14 protein-coding genes are annotated in these 15,648 nt (G+C 44.0%); 5 read left to right on the top strand and 9 right to left on the bottom strand.

Annotated elements, in window-relative coordinates; all coding sequences use genetic code 11:
• Positions 1 to 116 precede the first annotated feature (116 nt).
• Positions 117 to 1,739: a TrbC family F-type conjugative pilus assembly protein gene (locus L6R44_RS10850; protein ID WP_272930076.1), complete on the bottom strand. Its 1,623-nt coding sequence runs from the start codon at positions 1,737 to 1,739 to the stop codon at positions 117 to 119.
• A complete protein-coding gene (gene lepB, locus L6R44_RS10845) occupies positions 1,726 to 2,238 on the bottom strand; it encodes a signal peptidase I (RefSeq protein ID WP_237424174.1) in 513 nt (170 codons plus the stop codon). The genes L6R44_RS10850 and lepB overlap by 14 nt, the downstream gene beginning before the upstream one ends.
• Before the next feature lie 282 nt (positions 2,239 to 2,520).
• On the opposite strand from lepB, the gene L6R44_RS10840 reads away from it, so the two are divergent.
• Positions 2,521 to 3,468, top strand: a complete 948-nt coding sequence (locus L6R44_RS10840; protein WP_237424173.1) for an IS30 family transposase — start codon at positions 2,521 to 2,523, stop codon at positions 3,466 to 3,468.
• Positions 3,469 to 3,559: 91 nt separating this feature from the next.
• Here the strand turns inward: L6R44_RS10840 and L6R44_RS10835 are convergent, their stop codons facing one another.
• The 6 genes from L6R44_RS10835 to parM all read right to left on the bottom strand — a co-directional run bounded on the left by L6R44_RS10835 (position 3,560) and on the right by parM (position 11,552).
• Entirely contained in the window at positions 3,560 to 7,864 is a 4,305-nt protein-coding gene (locus tag L6R44_RS10835; protein WP_237424172.1) for a hypothetical protein, read from the bottom strand.
• 114 nt (positions 7,865 to 7,978) lie between these two features.
• Entirely contained in the window at positions 7,979 to 8,551 is a 573-nt protein-coding gene (locus tag L6R44_RS10830; RefSeq protein ID WP_237424171.1) for a plasmid transfer protein, read from the bottom strand.
• A complete protein-coding gene (locus tag L6R44_RS10825) occupies positions 8,539 to 8,970 on the bottom strand; it encodes a hypothetical protein (protein ID WP_237424170.1) in 432 nt (143 codons plus the stop codon). The genes L6R44_RS10830 and L6R44_RS10825 overlap by 13 nt, the downstream gene beginning before the upstream one ends.
• Positions 8,960 to 9,406, bottom strand: coding sequence for a transfer repressor (locus L6R44_RS10820; RefSeq protein ID WP_237424169.1), 447 nt, complete (start codon positions 9,404 to 9,406; stop codon positions 8,960 to 8,962). The genes L6R44_RS10825 and L6R44_RS10820 overlap by 11 nt, the downstream gene beginning before the upstream one ends.
• Positions 9,407 to 9,778: 372 nt before the next feature.
• Positions 9,779 to 10,495: a hypothetical protein gene (locus L6R44_RS10815; RefSeq protein ID WP_237424168.1), complete on the bottom strand. Its 717-nt coding sequence runs from the start codon at positions 10,493 to 10,495 to the stop codon at positions 9,779 to 9,781.
• 13 nt (positions 10,496 to 10,508) lie between these two features.
• Positions 10,509 to 11,552 carry a plasmid segregation protein ParM domain-containing protein gene (gene parM, locus L6R44_RS10810; RefSeq protein ID WP_237424167.1) on the bottom strand — a complete coding sequence of 348 codons (1,044 nt, stop codon included), beginning with the start codon at positions 11,550 to 11,552 and terminating at the stop codon, positions 10,509 to 10,511.
• A gap of 382 nt (positions 11,553 to 11,934) precedes the next feature.
• On the opposite strand from parM, the gene L6R44_RS10805 reads away from it, so the two are divergent.
• Genes L6R44_RS10805 through L6R44_RS10790 form a run of 4 tightly spaced genes read left to right on the top strand, consistent with a single transcriptional unit; the run spans position 11,935 to position 14,604 of the window.
• On the top strand, positions 11,935 to 12,882 hold the full coding sequence (locus L6R44_RS10805) for a hypothetical protein (protein WP_237424166.1): 948 nt from the start codon (positions 11,935 to 11,937) through the stop codon (positions 12,880 to 12,882).
• Positions 12,879 to 13,700 (top strand): hypothetical protein, encoded by an 822-nt coding sequence (locus tag L6R44_RS10800; protein WP_237424165.1) that lies wholly within the window; start codon positions 12,879 to 12,881, stop codon positions 13,698 to 13,700. The genes L6R44_RS10805 and L6R44_RS10800 overlap by 4 nt, the downstream gene beginning before the upstream one ends.
• Entirely contained in the window at positions 13,697 to 14,215 is a 519-nt protein-coding gene (locus L6R44_RS10795) for a hypothetical protein (RefSeq protein WP_237424164.1), read from the top strand. Before L6R44_RS10800 ends, L6R44_RS10795 begins: the two co-directional genes overlap by 4 nt.
• 2 nt (positions 14,216 to 14,217) lie before the next feature.
• The gene (locus L6R44_RS10790) at positions 14,218 to 14,604 is read left to right on the top strand and encodes a hypothetical protein (protein WP_237424163.1); all 387 of its coding nucleotides are present in this window, start codon (positions 14,218 to 14,220) and stop codon (positions 14,602 to 14,604) included.
• A 352-nt stretch (positions 14,605 to 14,956) separates the two neighbouring features.
• Here L6R44_RS10790 and L6R44_RS10785 read toward each other — a convergent pair whose 3' ends face one another.
• Positions 14,957 to 15,142 (bottom strand): hypothetical protein, encoded by a 186-nt coding sequence (locus L6R44_RS10785; RefSeq protein ID WP_237424162.1) that lies wholly within the window; start codon positions 15,140 to 15,142, stop codon positions 14,957 to 14,959.
• Between the last annotated feature and the right edge of the window lie 506 nt (positions 15,143 to 15,648).

Raw genomic sequence — 15,648 nt, 5'->3', positions numbered from 1 at the left:
TCATTCCGCTTTCAACATATGCCATGACCTTACTGAAGGCCATCCGCATCTGGTCGGGGTAAGTTAATGTCAACCACGTTGCCAATATGGCTCCTATGATAAATCCCAGTTTCATTTTAATTACCCTCCCCTGCCAGTTGATCGCCAATTCCGCGAACTTCAGCCTCAGAGAATTGTGTTACACGGAACCTCTTAGGTTCTGTTGTTACCAAAGCCGGTGTGTTTTTAATCTGGAATCGCGTAATTATCTGCTCGTTGACTTTAAATACTTTTCCATTGAATTTTTCCCGAAGGTCATTGAGATTATCCCATCCATTTTCCTGGCCGATCCGGGTGAACATTGGCATGACCTGGCCGCTGCCTAATCGGGCCTTGTATTGTTTCTCTGCCCATTCAAGCTGACCTGGATTTTGTGGGTCGAAGATAATCAGTGTTAAATTTTGAGGGAATCTGGAAAGTGGATTGATTAGCTCTCCTGCGGTTGCGATCACCCGGCCTTGCTTGTCTTTGACATCCTGAGTAACCCTTACTGTCGGGTCAATAAGCCATTCTTTATGCTCAGGTGCCGGTGGCAAATTAATCATCCATTGATTTTTCCACGTGTCAGCTATTGCTCTTTTCTTTGCACCTTCCCAGTCATATTGTTGCGACCGTTCTTCGAGCTCTTTAATGATGCTCTTTTCTTCGACCGGATAGGTTGGGCCTGCAACCGGGAATAAATCCTGTCCCGGCTTATTTTTAATTTCTTGCTTGAAGTAATCGACGTTAAATGACCCAACCATTTTTGCGAATCGATTTTCTTCGCGAGAAATAATAGTTGGCACCTGATTGATCTGATACTGACTGAAACTATCAGGATCTATTGTAACCAGTGGCGATTCAACTTTTGCCTTTACAAGAACCTGATTGATTGCTGCCTGTGTTTCTGTTATTCGAGTTGTGCCTTTTTTAAGTCCATTAAAAACGACTCGCGCTTTTTTATCACTTGCTGTTTTTAGCAAATCCTCAAGGACATTATCAGGCAGACTAAATGATGCGAAGATCGTTATGCCCGTTTCTGTAGACAACACTTCATTGCGGCCCTGATCTATTTTATTTTCCCAGTCCGATGCAGTTATCCCTGAGGAGCCAAAAAGCTTCTCAATATTCCGTGATTGAGATTTCATCGCCTGCGGCTTATCCTGGACAGCTGTCAACGCTGAATCCTGTATTGATGCGTTTTGCTGTATCTGATCCCGACGTTGAATGATTTCGCTGACTGCTTCTGACTGGCTGCTTTGTGTTCGGAGATCCTGGGTGTGGTTGATTACTGCCTGCACGCTGTCTGCATTCATTGAGGGGACATAGCCACGGTTGACGCCCTGGTTGATATCCGCATTTTTCTTTAATTCTTCTGCCTGCTGTATATAACGGTCTACGGCGGCTGGTTTAAGTTGACCTACGGAAGCGGGTCCCGTTCCTTCTGCTCCCTGTTGATTGAGCTGTGCCTGATTGGCTATGCGCTCGGCATCTTGTAAGTATTGGCCATCAGGCATCGACGTGGCCATGACCGGGCTCTGCTGGGCTGTCACCCCGCTGCTGCTGTCTGACAATTTTGAATTTAATGCAGCTGACTGTTTCAGAATAGATTCTGCATCGTTATGGTAATTCGGATTAGCACAAGCCGAATCCGCGACAAATGTCATGATAAATGCAGTTGTCATAGCTTTTTTTCGAGGCCTACCATTAAAAAATTGCATATGTTTTCCCAATAACAGAATTCAATTTTACCGGACCCCAAAACCGGGAATCCCATGAGTGGTCTGTCTGTCCAACAAGGAAAACCTCTCCTTCCGGAACCACAATTTCTTTCTCAATTTGCTCTGGCTTAATTTTGTATTTAATTGAGATCCTTTCTGCATTGACTTTATAGAACCGTTGTCCGTTTCTTACGCCATGCATTGAAATTTGAAGTCTGTCCCCCCCCACTCCGGCGACTATTTTTATCACTCGCTCACCCTTATTTATAAAGCGGACGGTTTTTGGCATATTGAATGCGACCAGCTGCCCATTTCTGACGGTCTTATCGCTATGGTCAATCATGTAAAAATCAGCAGGAAGGCATCCATAAAGAAGTCCATAACCAAATGAGAAGCGCCAAAAGAATGCAGCCATGATCAGCAAAAGGAAACCGATATTGACCGGAGAGTACCAGTCTAATTTCAATACTCCATGCTTACCCGGGATAAGTGATTTCATAGTTTCCTTTAAAAAAACCCTGAATTTAGCGTTGCAATTAGTTAGTTCTATTATCACCTTTTACGCGGACGGAAATTTTCATTACAGGCCCTATTTATCGCCCGTTCTTGTTTGAGTTTCGCCTAACCTTTGTTGTTGCCTTTTATTTATCAAAACCAAATTCATATGGATAAAGTTACCGCGAATTCAGATAATAAGTGCAACGCTCGGTCATGATGGTGAGGTGGGGGTTAGCTGCTGATAAGCTATCCTGCTCCTCCGACCAAAGATGAGCGAGTAACCATGAACTACCAGCAGCTAACTGAGGGGCAACGATACCAGATTGCTCTGCTGTATGAAGATAATTTTACCCTGACGGAGATAGGTAGGCGACTAGGTGTTAACAAGTCTACGATATCCCGTGAGCTCAGGCGCAACAGGGCGTCTGATGGCTATAAGCCCTATCAGGCTCAGCGCCTCTGCGAGGTAAGGCGGAGTTCCTCAGCTAAAAGGCGTATCTGCCCCAAGACAGTTGATTTTGTTGAGTTTGCTTTGGGCTGGAAGTGGAGTCCAGAGCAGATAAGCGCGGTGGCAACGGTGATTGGCCTGACGGTCAGCCACGAATGGATTTACCGGTATGTAGCGGCAGACAAAGCCCGTGGTGGTGAGTTTTACACCCACCTGCGTCAGGGGAAGCGCCGCTATCGCAAGGGTTACGGTCAGAAGCGAGGCCGTATTCATGATGCGGTGTCCATAGAGCTGCGTCCGGCTATCGTAGATGAACGCAGTCGTCTGGGCGACTGGGAAGCAGACCTTGTATTGGGTAAACAGGGAACCGGAGCCATAGTGACACTGGCAGAACGCAAGAGTCGAATTTACCTGACAAAAAAGGTTTTTTCCAAGGATGCGGTGGAGGTCAGCAATGCGATAATCTCGTTACTGAGCGATTACCGTGACGTGTGCCACACAATAACTTTCGATAACGGTCTTGAGTTCAGTGAGCACAAGGCTATCGCGAAGGCGCTGGAAGCAGATATGTACTTTGCTCATCCGTACGCCTCTTATGAGAGAGGGTTAAATGAGAACACGAACGGCCTTCTGCGCCAGTTTATCCGTAAGGGGACTGACTTGCGAACCGTGTCAGAAGAGGATTTACAGCGCTATCAGGGAGCGCTGAACAGCAGGCCACGCAAGTGTCTTGGGTTCAGACAACCCTCGGTGGTGTTTGCAGAGCTAAGAAAGGCGGCTTAGCGTTGCACTTCGGAGTTGAATCCGCCTACTTTTTACTGAAATGAATAAAAAAACCCGGGCCATCGCCCGGGTTCAATTTACTGATAACTTTCTATTCCGTAGCAGGCTCATTTTCTTTAGGAGCAGGTTTTTCCTGTTCCTCTGGACCATAGACAGTCAAATGCTGCGTTACGGAATCACCGCTGTCATCGTATGCAACAACCCGCAAATCTTGTTTACCTCGATTAAGATTTTTGGAAAGCGTTGCTGAGCTGCCGTACACATTGCGCAGTTCGTTGTTGATAAACCATTCATAGCGGGCAATTTTTCCATCTCGATCCTCACATTTATTTGTGAAGTTCCAACTCAGGTTTGTTTCTGTGTAATTAAGTGAGCACACAGGCACCGCATTTTTTACGACATCGAAGTCAACACTGGCTGATCCTCTTTGCCCCAGCTGGCTAACGACCTCTACCGTAACCCTATACTTATTCTCCTTCAAACCAGGAATAAACTGAGCCCAGTAATTCTTACTTCCTTCAACCGGTACACCATTCACCAAGTAAGTAACAGTATCAATTTTATCTGCCGAGTGAGAAAGCTTTATATTGGACCGTAATGTCACGTCGAGTGGTGAACGCATAAATTTATTTGAGAATTTAGGCGTCATCTCCACTTTCATCGGCGCCGGTTCGTCCACGACAAATGTGTTCTCAATGCGCTGCTCATTGTTACGGTTATCCTTGAAGACCAAAACAAGTGTATATTTCCCCGGTTTATTGATAGCAAAATCTTTAACGTCACCTTCATCTTTGGTCAGCACCAGGTCTGCATTGTCGTAGATCCACTCACGCGAGTATGTAACGCCCGGGTAATCGTTATCATCAGCTCCGGACAACGACACATGTAAGTTAGTTGGCGACATGGCGTATTTAAGCTTTGTGTTCAGCTTGATTTCAGGGAACTTGTAAACCCACGATTTGATCGACACTCTGCGAGTCGAAATGGTTTTTTCCTTGTTATCCGTCAGCCAGGCACTGTACTCAAATGCTGCATAGCCTTGCTTATCGAGCATCGCCTCAGTCAGAGTGACAGTAAGATTTGGCCCACTAATAGACTGGCCATCAGGCGTTTTCCACTCTTCGGTAACTTTGTCCCCGTTTTGCAGGCGGCTATTCGGGTTAGTGAATTTACCAACCAAAGTTACTTTTTCGCCAACCTCCGTTTTTGAAGACCCACTGGTTGACACTGACAGACGCTTCGGTTTTGCTGCTGACAATTTAGCCGACGTTTCCTTCCATGAAGACTCCTCTGCTAGTTCATCAGAATCAAGGTAGCGCATCCGGGCGTAGATAGTGGCTGGCAAGGAATCACCACTGGCGACGGTATAGGTCGGCCCACCTTCTGTCCAGTTGACCTTATCCTCTGACCACAGAACTTCTGCCGTCCCTTCCGGGATTGGCTCCTCGTTGTCCATCAGAGTCACCGGCACATCACTTCCTTCCAGCGTATCGGTTACGTCGATGCTGAGCTTTGGCTCCTTATAAGTCACAACAGTTAGAATATCGGTATAGGATTCTTTGGCAGTGAACTTATTGGTCATTTTTGCACGATACAGCCATTTGCCCACAACGGTTTTCCGGATGTTAACGCTGCGCTTGGCTTTCATATCTTCAAGCGATTGCCAGGTTTCCCCATTGTCCGCAGAAGACTGCCACTCCGTTGGGGCAAGTGCGTCGGCATTAGCCGTGCTCTTGGTCTTGAAGGACACCAGCGTACTAAGCGGAATCCTGCCAATGATGAGACTCTTCGACAAGTTTCCTTCCAGTTCCTCACCCTTGAAAACCCTGATACCAATTGCGCTGGACTCGCGCTTCATTACAAAATCTGCAAATGGAGACCGGACCTGTGCAACGGCAACCAGACGAATATTCCCCAGATCCATATTCTCAATTTTAATGGTGGTTTTGACCTCACCGGCGTCGTTGACTGGCAATGGCCCGGTGAGCGGCGTCCTTTCATAGGTTGTTTTATAGCGGCCCGTTACAGGGTCTTTTCCGTACACACTTTTCTGCGAATAGATGGTTACATCCCAGTCTCCCATATTTACACGGTCGAATGTGCTTTTACGGGTCGCATTGGAGTAACGTCCAAGGTTTACTGTGATCGGCAAATCCATCGTTGTCGCAATTTTCTTGTCATCGATAGTCATAGCCGCCCTGATATTAAAATCAGGCACTGTATAGATGTTAAGAGTATCCTTCGTCCGGAGCTCTGGGTCCTTCGTGTAGACCACATCGATGTCCATCACATTTTTAGTCCACAGCGGCGCTGCGGCCACTTTTATGCGCTGAGTAAACGTTGTGGAATCGCTGCTTGAAGATCGGTTCTTATATGCTGTTTTGACCGGCGCACCGCCGTTTTGTGAGATAGAAATGCCAATATCTGCTGGCACTACTTTAGCCAGAACCCTTGCTGCCTCGCCACCTGTCGTATACACCAACGCGGTATTGGCGTTGATCCCGGCCATCGTTTTACTTTTCTTGTAAGTGATGATTGGGTTATACGGCAACTGTGTATTGAGAATAAAGCGATTTCTGGTAGAGATCGCTTTGGAGCCTTTCCCGTTTACCATCAGCACGTAGTAATCAAGCAGGTTTTCACCTGTCTTGTTAAAGAAACCCGTCAGACCAGGCGTCCGTCCTTTGAAGTAGAACTCCATGCCATCCGGCACATTGTTCCACTGCGGGTAACAGGCGGTCACTTCGGATTTTTCACCATACCAGGACAAATAGGCGAGCGCGTTTTCTTCAGTGGTGAACAACGTACATTTATCCCCAGCCGTCTGGCTAAGCAGCTCCGTATACTGCCTTACTCTTGAGTAAAGCGTCAGACCCTTCTTCTCCAGACCTTTCAAGGTGAACCCTGTCGGCTGGTAGGTAAAGACCGAGCTGAAGCTTACGTTCTTACCATACAGGTTTTCGGCCATTACAGTAATTTCATGGTCTTCATTGACGGTCAGGTCATCACCGGCAGGGAGGTAGTAAATACCTTTAATGTTTGTTGGGGTCAGCGTGACGGCCTTATTATCTATGGTCACCATTTTAATATCGGCAACCCCGGCCTGCCCTTGGTAGGCCGCAACAATGATTTCATTAAGGAAATATACCGGCTCCCTTTTACCAAGCGTTTTACCGTCTTTAAGAACCATAAGCGTTGGGTCATCAGATAACATGAGTTTGCTTTCTGACTCATCATATTTTGAGTTGTTCTTACTTTTGTTCTCAACTGTAAAGCTAGCGGCATAAGAGCCGTTGATCAGGTCCGTAAGGTCGTATATGTATAAATACTCATCACCAACCCGCTGCGGACCACTTACTGGTTGAAGGGTACGGCGAATAGGAGTTGCCCATGACTGTTTAAAGTCAATGACAGTGCCGTCATCCAAAGTTACTTTTGTGACTGGTTTAAAAACACCATCGGGGACTAAATCTAAGCTCATCGTTGTCGGAAGCCACCATTCCCCTTCTTCACCCTGCTGAGGAACCTTAACCGCCACCGCAACGGTTTTCGCACCGGTATAGATTTCCTTGCCACCAACACTGATAGTCTTGGCCTCATCTGTAAAATTCCACAATGTATGGTCAACAACTGGCGGACGGTAGTCCCAGTTCAGCGTGATTGGGTAATTGGAGGGAGGAGCAAAATAGTTGTTTTTGGAGTTTGATGTAATTGAAATCGTTCTCGTACCCTGGAGCACATCAGAATCGCTAAATTTGACGCCTCCCACTTCAATAGTACAAGAGGAAGCGCCCAGTGGAACTTCACAGGCTGACCCATTGCCGATTGAAACATACTGGACGAAGTTACGTGGCTCGACTGTAACGGAGATGTCCTTGATCGCTTCATCTTTGATGTAGGAATATATGTTATTGCCGTCTAGCACCTTACCATTAACCGTGGACTTAACGCCCAGGATGACAGGTTTTACAGGGACAACGGCATTAATGACATATTCACTCTTAAGTATTTCGACTTGCTTTCGCTCAGAACCAGAAAAGTACGAAATGCGGTAAGGCAGCTTGAGCTCGCCTGATACTTTCGATATACCGGATAACGCAAATCCATTTGAGGTGAGCCCATAGGTATTTGGCAGCCATTCAAAAAAGCATGCCAGGTTATCTACCGTTGAAGTTGCCCGGTCGTCAACAGTCACATTACAGGCAGTCCCTTTTCCGGTTGCAGTAATGGTATTGTTATTGACGAATGCAACGAAATCCCCGGGCCCTGAGTCAAATGCCACTTCTGGAACTTCAGCTTTTAACTTACCGGAAATCATAATGGCTTCAGCGTGGGCCATTTTTAGAGGCGCAAGTAACGATAACAACAGGGTTAGCCCAACTCCTGATCTTCTCATGATAAATTCCTGTAGATTAGCGCAGAATTTTCCTAACATTACGCTAAAGAATTCGATTAATTCGGAGTTATGGGCCGTTAAATTTATGCAATTTTTCGAAAAAGTGAAGACGATTTAAGCTGAAGGTTGCTTTGATTCAGATAATCGCAGCGCTGTAATAATAGATTCAGAATTCATCCATGGCATTTTCAAGGTGAGATACCCCAACAGGAACATACCGGTATTTAGACAATCCATTTGGTTAATCGGGAGGGTATGCAGAAACCGGGGAAAGTTACTTTCTGTAAGAGGTACGACGCCTGCACTCAGGTAAAGCCCTTCTCCCTGGTTGGCCGCAATAGTAAGATTCTTATACGCAGGGTGAGTGCGGTGAGAAGTCTTTCTGTTCCGAAACTCAACAACAGGCTTGATACGCAAAAAAACAGAAGTCAGCGCTAACACCTCATTCTGTGATAATTTAAAGAAAATACTGCTTGCTGAATTCCAGTCGTACTCACGTTCGTCTTTTGAGGGAGCAATTTCAAGACTCAGAAAAAGGCTTTCATATAGGGAATTATATTCAGAACGACTTGTCCCCTGTTCCGGTGCGCAATTTATTTCGAAAGCAAGTGCGCATTTTTTCCCAAACAATTTGGTCTTGTGTTTTTGAGGATGCACCAGTCCGTCGTTTAGAATCACTTCGCCCATTTATACACCCAGACTCCCGGCAGAGATTCATCAGTTTGCAAATTTTTCAGATTAGAAATCACGAGAGCTCCAGCCGCTTTACTAAGATTTAGTGAATACACTCCAGTCCTGACTTCTCTGCTCTCCTCAGGGATGAAACCGGTACACTTCAGGCCAGCTTTCTCAATAGTGACTTTAGTAGAAAAAGTTACTTTTGATTGAATTCCATTAACCTGTAGCCCGTCATTGCCCGTAACCTTAACTTTAAGGGACGGCGTTTCCTTATCGCAGGCATCAAAAACTCCGGGTGACTCTAAACGCTTTGCTGTGAAATCGTTAAGGTCTGGCTCAATCGACGTTGGCTTCAGCAAAATCGCGATCGTCACAGCGGCGCAACTGACTAAAGCAACAAGACCGATCTTCTTTACATTACTCGTCAAGATCTTCTCCTAGCAGGTGTAACGCGCTCACGCACATCAGCTTTAACTGGTGCAGTAAGTTATCGATAGTGGTTCCACCGACGAACGTCACAGTTCGCCTTATTGAAGCCCCACCCGGTTCGCACTGAATGAACCCCATTCCCGAATATCTGAGGAAAGTGTCCTCTGCCTTAACGCGCTCGAAATCAACCGGCGGGATGATCACCTCAATGAGGATTGTATCAACAGGAGCCCATGACCAATCGAAGTTGAGGTCCGAAATTGGTGAAATAGCCACATGCAGCTCATCAATATTAAAGGTAATCGGAGCAATGCCCGATGTTTCTGGATGTACGAAAGGGCTCTCGATGGGAACAATGGGTAACTCCGAGATCTGAAGAACTTCAAGTAACTGATCTCGCCTCAAGCCGTGCAAAAGAGAATTTCGAGTTAACATGTTTCCGACCTTTGTTCTAGTTATCAGCAGGTTACTCATTCGTAATGGTAACCTAAGGATTTTGGGTACAGCGTAAGCTCTGGATTAATATTTTTACTTAACTAAATTTAACAAAGCATCAATTGCATGAAGAAAACTGTGTTCAAAATGCACTTTAACAGAACTATTTATATAGTATTTCAATTATGTTCAATTATCTCGTTGCCTATTTACTTTGAACGCATTTTCAGGGTAAGAAAACCGTTTGAAAAAAATCAATTAAAATGCGCACTTTACTGAATATAGCATTAAAAATGCCAGCTTGTAAGCTGGCATTTTTGAGTGTTACTGCAAGATTCGATAACCATTCCAGAATTTTTTACTGCCACCAAGTTACTTACTAAGGTTACCTAATTGATTTAGGGGGGTTGGATTTCTTTTAACCCGGCGGTTGTTTTCAGACGAATCCAGCCGGTTCGGGCTATCCACCTGATTCTCTGGCGTTGAATCTACAAAATTCAACACTTCTGGTACTGTTTCTTTCGATACATGTTTAGGATTTGTGTTGTTTTCATCATGGTTTTGAGAACTTTCTGCTTTAACCGAATTTGTGACAAGCTGCGCATCTTCGGGGGCAGACTCGTTCCTCACAAACCTCATACTTTGTTTTAAATCAGTAGTTTTGGTCATACTGGTAATACCAGTTTCACTTGCATCATACTGACTGACCTGCGGTTCAGCAGGTGAATGCAGATCACTTCCAAAAAGATTTAAATTAATTTTGCTCGCAATTTTCTCTATATCATCATCACTTAATGATTTACCTAATGACTCTTGGTCTGTCATGAGGTTAATAAAACTGATGACTTTTTCAAGGGTTAATTTATCGCCAAGGGAACCAATGAAATTAGCTAATCCCGGCACTAAGTTATTTAGCACTATGCCAGTTGTAATGGACTCTCTAATTTCATATACCATGTCACCTTTATTAGCGAACCGTTTATTCTTAAAATACTTATAAACATATGGTGTTTGCTTGTTAGAAAGCCAAAATGCCCGGATCTGAATCCGGTCACTTTCTTTATCTGTATTTTTCACATCATGGTCCATTGCCCTCCCCCTCTCAAGAAGCAAACACTGAATCAGCCATAGCGAGAGACAGAGCGAATTGTGGATCATCGACCATGACAATTTTGGAATTGGAAAAATGGCTTTCAACCGCAGCGGAAATCAAATAAGACCCCCCTCCAACTAGGAAAACATAATGTGGGTGTTCTTCAACTTCACTGACTGCTTTCAAAACCTTAGCCTGAAGTTTCCCAATGGCCTCCTGAACGGAACCAAAGACTTCATCTTTAAGCTTTTCAGTAACCTTGATGCCCGCGAAATTATCCCGATTTTCAATAAGATGCTGTATGAAGGCATTACTGTTGTTAAGATTGACTGATTCAAGTTTGCGACGAATTTCATCGTAAACGATTGAACATCCAATACGGTCGTATCCACGCACTTTAGAAATTTGCTCAAGTTTTCCTGTAATACTAGCCACATCGAGCGTCGTGCCGCCAAGGTCAACAACCAAGCTTACTTCAAACGATTCAAGCCCATTAATTTCATCAGCCCGGGTTACAGCAGGTAAAGACTCAGGGAAAACAGTAACTGATAACACGTTGAACGAATGGCGGTCACCATTTAAGTAACGTTCAACCGGTTTCATGAGGTTATCTTTTTTCCGTTGAATGTTTTCATTATTTGTTTCTCCGAGTGATGTATAGAACTGGCTCAGAGGCAGGGTCACGTATAAATGCACATCCTGTGGCGTGATCCCTGAGGAATGCAGTGCATGATGCACGTTCAAACGGCTAATTTTATCGTATTGATGAGAAACGTCCGTCGTTTCAAGCGCGTTAGTAGCTTCGCTATGGTATGAGTATTGGCCCAAATCATCGATTACATAGTTATACGGGTTTAAGCCCTCATGCTTAACACGAAAGCCTTCAACAAAGCTGTTATGTGTCAGCTGGGGCACGAGGTCGCCATTCACATCCAGGCTTACAAATTTCGCTGCTTTACTACCATCGTCAATCACAACTTTTAACGGTTCGGAAACTTGTTCTTTGATGTCCGTACCAGCCACAACGAGTTTTGCCTTTTGTAATTCTGTCATTTCGATTAACCCCGCAATTTTTTTAAAAACGATTTCAGATTCCTATTTATACGCTAATGATTACTTTATGACAACATTTTGGGATGAATTAATCTCTGTAAGTTATTGTTATATTTGAATCTGTCTATTTTAACTATCACATCTCAGAGATCGCTGGTTTCATAATGTAACCAATTTGTTTTTATGTTATTTTGTTATTTTGTTAATTTTGTTAATTTTGTTAATTTTGTTAATTTTGTTAATTTTGTTAATTTTGTTAATTTTGAATCATTGGCTTATTTCTAACCACTTAAAAATCCCATAACCCTTGGAACTTCAGGCTTAGCAGAAAAAATTTATATTTTACTCAGGTATTATTGCTCTACTTCAATTAGGGGATGTTATGGCAGACGAGCATGTTCAAACTTTAGACTTAACTAACTTCTCGGGAAGAGTTTTCTTTCTTGCTGATATATATGCGCACTACTCATCTCTCTGTCATCTACTCTGCTCAATTACTGCCGATGGTGAAGAGGTTGTAATATTGTCTACTGGCAATCTTTTCGATTACGGACCGGAGCCGCTCGAATTATTAACTGCAATCGAAAGTAACTTTTTTGCAGGACGGCATGTTCATTTTTTTTCAGCATCTGGTGCGGGTGAACTCATGCTGATGAAACTGCTCCCGGAAAACCCCGACAGAAGAAAGTTCTATCCAAGCACTTTTGAAAACGAGCGTTGGGTTAATCATGGTGGGAGCTGGCATAAAAATGTAAATCGATACTACCTCGAAGGTTTGATTACCAGATTAATGGCCTCGCAGCTCCCATTATTGCTGCATGCCATTTTGCCAGGCTCCATCACCGTGGGAGTCAGCGCTTCAGATTACTGTCCTGTCAGAAAGACTTTTCCTGATACTTATAACGCATTGAAATCCTTCAACAAAACCAACATAACTAGTTTTCAGGGACAGTTTCTTTATGGAATGGACCACGCAATCACTCCACATATTATTGAAGGCGTTAACTTGATGGTTCTAGGCCGCAACCCAGTTAATAGCATTCGTCAAATTCATGATAGGCCATTAACCAATCTGCCATTAATTGTCGGGAACTCGCTTCACATAAATACAGGTTCGCTAGATTTTGATTCAAGCATCAGAGATACCAATCTCACACCGGGTATACCGGAAGAGCATAGCCCAGCGATTACGTTAGTAGAGCTAGATACAACAGATAATCCGTCGCTATTGTCACATCAAATGACAAGGTTAAAAAATGGATTATTGAAAATCAAATCTACTTCAGTAGATCTCTTCTCACAAGATAACCATGTGATGGACCTATTATGATCGAACTTAAACATACTTCCACCGCACTGCTGATTGCCTTTGTTTCCATGGTTTCAAATAGTGTTGATGCTGGCAGTCAAAGTACCATGCAGCCTAGCACGAGTAGGCCGGTTCCAAAAATTTTGAGCCTTAAGGCCACCGAAGAAAATGGCGAATGGCTTATTAATGGAAAGAAGCTGCCTATCGTCAAGACAAGCCTGACTAGTGAAAATATTTTAACAATAGAAAATACTTCCAGTTCAAGCTCTCTAAACTTAGTCATTCCAGCCTTATCATATTCTGCAATTGCAAAAAATGGGTTCCTATTTACTCCACCGTTGACGGTCAGTGAAAATGATTCAGGCTCTAAAGTTATTTGGCTTGAACCTTTATCAAGACTTACTATTGCATTTAGAAATGACCTTGCTGATACCCCACTACAGGCAATTGTTGCGGTTACCAAGAATAGCAAAAATGTATTAGCGATTTTTGGCCCTGACCAGGCCGGAAGATTCAAACTTCCTGAAACAGTCTCCGCGCAAACAACCACTGATTATTCGACCTTTGGTTTTATCGAAAAAAATGTAATTTGGCCTAAAGGTTATCGTATCAAGGATTTAAGCGCTTCCAGTGGAACTGTGTTGATTGGTAATAGAATATTTTCTACGAGAACAATTAGTAAAAATCAACATGTTGAATTTTCTGATCCTGTTTTCGTTCTAAATCAAAATAGTGCAATCGGTGGTAGCAAATTTTGGACGAAGGAACTTTATCTTCACTCTGGCGAAAAGGTTGAGTTTTTAACAGCCGGGAAAACAACTGTTATTGGTGCTAAATGAAAATACTCGGTTTCGTATTAGCTCTGGCGTGTCTTTCCGGATGCCAGAGTATTGAATCAAGGATTGACCAACTGCCTTCAATCGATTTTGATCCCGAGAAGGTGGGAAACACTGCATCTAACGTTGATGGGAAGGTATCATTTCAGGTGGCAAGCGCCGGAACCGAAGCCTGGATGATTGTTAGAAATGGCACTCGTAATTTCATTGAATTCAGTGGGCTTAACCTCGCGGGTAGCCGCTGTTCGTATACGAGTAGAAACAAATCGTTTGTGTCGCCCGGTACCGTTGAAACGTACAGAATACCGACTATCGGGCTATTAGGGTTATGTTTTAATAATGAAGATCAATCTCATTTCATCAATCAATCTTTTAGCCACATTTCAATCAAAGATGAAAGCACTGAATATCTGAAATTAGACTTTTTGGTCTCGTATGACAGCCCAGGAATGCAGCCGTCAACAGCAGTAAAAATCTCTCAAACCCTTTTCTTGAATTTTATTGAACCGGAGAGTTAATTATGAAATTTACATTGCTGTCTTTGATTTTTATTGGCTTTCTTGCTCATGCCTATCCATATCAAATCATCTCTCAACCTGCGGGAGCTCAAGTTAAAAATATTTTAACCAACCAAATTCTCGGGAACACCCCTTTACAGGTTGAAGTGAGCAATACTGATGCGGGTTCGACATTCGGGGTATCTATGTTTAGGCATGAGAATGTTGCTATTAAAATTTTCACTGTCCAACCTAGCGCTGAAAATAATTTCGCCGTAGCAGGGCCTGACGTTGCCACAATGGCATTGCCTGGTAAGTCACCGTTGAAGGTCACGAACGATGCTAATACTTCTGTTGTTTATCTTGAGTTAAGACCCTTCATGTCAGAACCTGTTGCCAACGTACAGTAACCAAACTATATCTGTTGGCGCTTTCACAAGGCGTCAACAGGATAATTTGACGTCACCTTCCGTGCCTTACATGCCATCCAATAATCTACTCTGCATCTCTGTCCGAATCACTATGAACGACAATAATTCACTTCAAACCCCTTATTCGTGTGAAACAACAAAATTGCTTGTCCGAAAACTATAAAGACTGTCCGTTAGGCCAGCATTCCAAATAGCCTATGGAGTATAGGCGTTTGAGGATTTTGTATGTTTTGTATGCTTAGGCCAATCCGTCCGGTTCGGCGATGGAATTAACGAATAACTCTGTTCGGTAATCATCTCCCCATCCCAACCAGACTGAAGGTGAAACTTCTTATACCAGTGAACGGTCACCCGCCATGCTGTCCGCTAGGACAGGCTCTGTCACGCATTCTATAATGGTATCTGCTTCGGCAACCAGTACAGTACTCTGGGATTCAAATCCAGCAACTATGACAACAGCAGTCAGATCGAGCAGTTGAAGCTGGGCGATAAGCTCTTTTACCTTCATTTGATTCATTTGCGGATTTTTCTCAAATCTACCACGATGTATGGTCAGGCGAATAACTGCTTAGAAACAACTAAAAAGCTTGTACCTGAGGGTATTCAAATGCAATACAGTTTCGAAATTGCCAGCCCTGCCCGATCACAATGAAAGCTCGATGCTGCAATTAACCACTTATTCGCCAGACAACCACGGTTATAAGGAACCCACGCTCTGCGATTTAACCCACTTAATCGCCAGACCGCCACGGTCAAAGGGAAGCCATGCTCGGTGATTTAACCCCCTTAATCGCCAGACTGCCATTGTCACAAGGAACCCATGCGTTGCGATTTAACCCCCTTAATCGCCAGACTGCCACTGTCACAAGCAAACCATGCACCGCGATTTAACCCCCTTAATCGCCAGGCTGACACGGTCATAGGGAAGCCATGCTCAGCGATTTACCCCCTTAATCGCCAGACTGCCATTGTCACAAGGAACCCATGCGTTGCGATTTAACCCCCTTAATCGCCAGACTGCCA

Source organism: Enterobacter cloacae complex sp. ECC445 (assembly GCF_021892025.1).
Taxonomy (GTDB): Bacteria; Pseudomonadota; Gammaproteobacteria; order Enterobacterales; family Enterobacteriaceae; genus Enterobacter; species Enterobacter chengduensis.
Note: the sequence above shows the minus strand (reverse complement) of the source record. Positions and strands in the feature narration are given on the sequence as shown.

Bases quoted from the DNA above. Each gene is read 5' to 3' on its own strand.
- L6R44_RS10820 (WP_237424169.1), bottom strand. From the start codon at position 9,406: ATGTTAACTCGAAATTCTCTTTTGCACGGCTTGAGGCGAGATCAGTTA.
- L6R44_RS10795 (WP_237424164.1), top strand. From the start codon at position 13,697: ATGAAAATACTCGGTTTCGTATTAGCTCTGGCGTGTCTTTCCGGATGC.
- L6R44_RS10815 (WP_237424168.1), bottom strand. From the start codon at position 10,495: ATGGACCATGATGTGAAAAATACAGATAAAGAAAGTGACCGGATTCAG.
- L6R44_RS10790 (WP_237424163.1), top strand. From the start codon at position 14,218: ATGAAATTTACATTGCTGTCTTTGATTTTTATTGGCTTTCTTGCTCAT.
- lepB (WP_237424174.1), bottom strand. From the start codon at position 2,238: ATGAAATCACTTATCCCGGGTAAGCATGGAGTATTGAAATTAGACTGG.
- L6R44_RS10785 (WP_237424162.1), bottom strand. From the start codon at position 15,142: ATGAATCAAATGAAGGTAAAAGAGCTTATCGCCCAGCTTCAACTGCTC.
- L6R44_RS10835 (WP_237424172.1), bottom strand. From the start codon at position 7,864: ATGAGAAGATCAGGAGTTGGGCTAACCCTGTTGTTATCGTTACTTGCG.
- L6R44_RS10840 (WP_237424173.1), top strand. From the start codon at position 2,521: ATGAACTACCAGCAGCTAACTGAGGGGCAACGATACCAGATTGCTCTG.
- L6R44_RS10805 (WP_237424166.1), top strand. From the start codon at position 11,935: ATGGCAGACGAGCATGTTCAAACTTTAGACTTAACTAACTTCTCGGGA.
- L6R44_RS10800 (WP_237424165.1), top strand. From the start codon at position 12,879: ATGATCGAACTTAAACATACTTCCACCGCACTGCTGATTGCCTTTGTT.
- L6R44_RS10850 (WP_272930076.1), bottom strand. From the start codon at position 1,739: ATGCAATTTTTTAATGGTAGGCCTCGAAAAAAAGCTATGACAACTGCA.
- L6R44_RS10830 (WP_237424171.1), bottom strand. From the start codon at position 8,551: ATGGGCGAAGTGATTCTAAACGACGGACTGGTGCATCCTCAAAAACAC.
- parM (WP_237424167.1), bottom strand. From the start codon at position 11,552: ATGACAGAATTACAAAAGGCAAAACTCGTTGTGGCTGGTACGGACATC.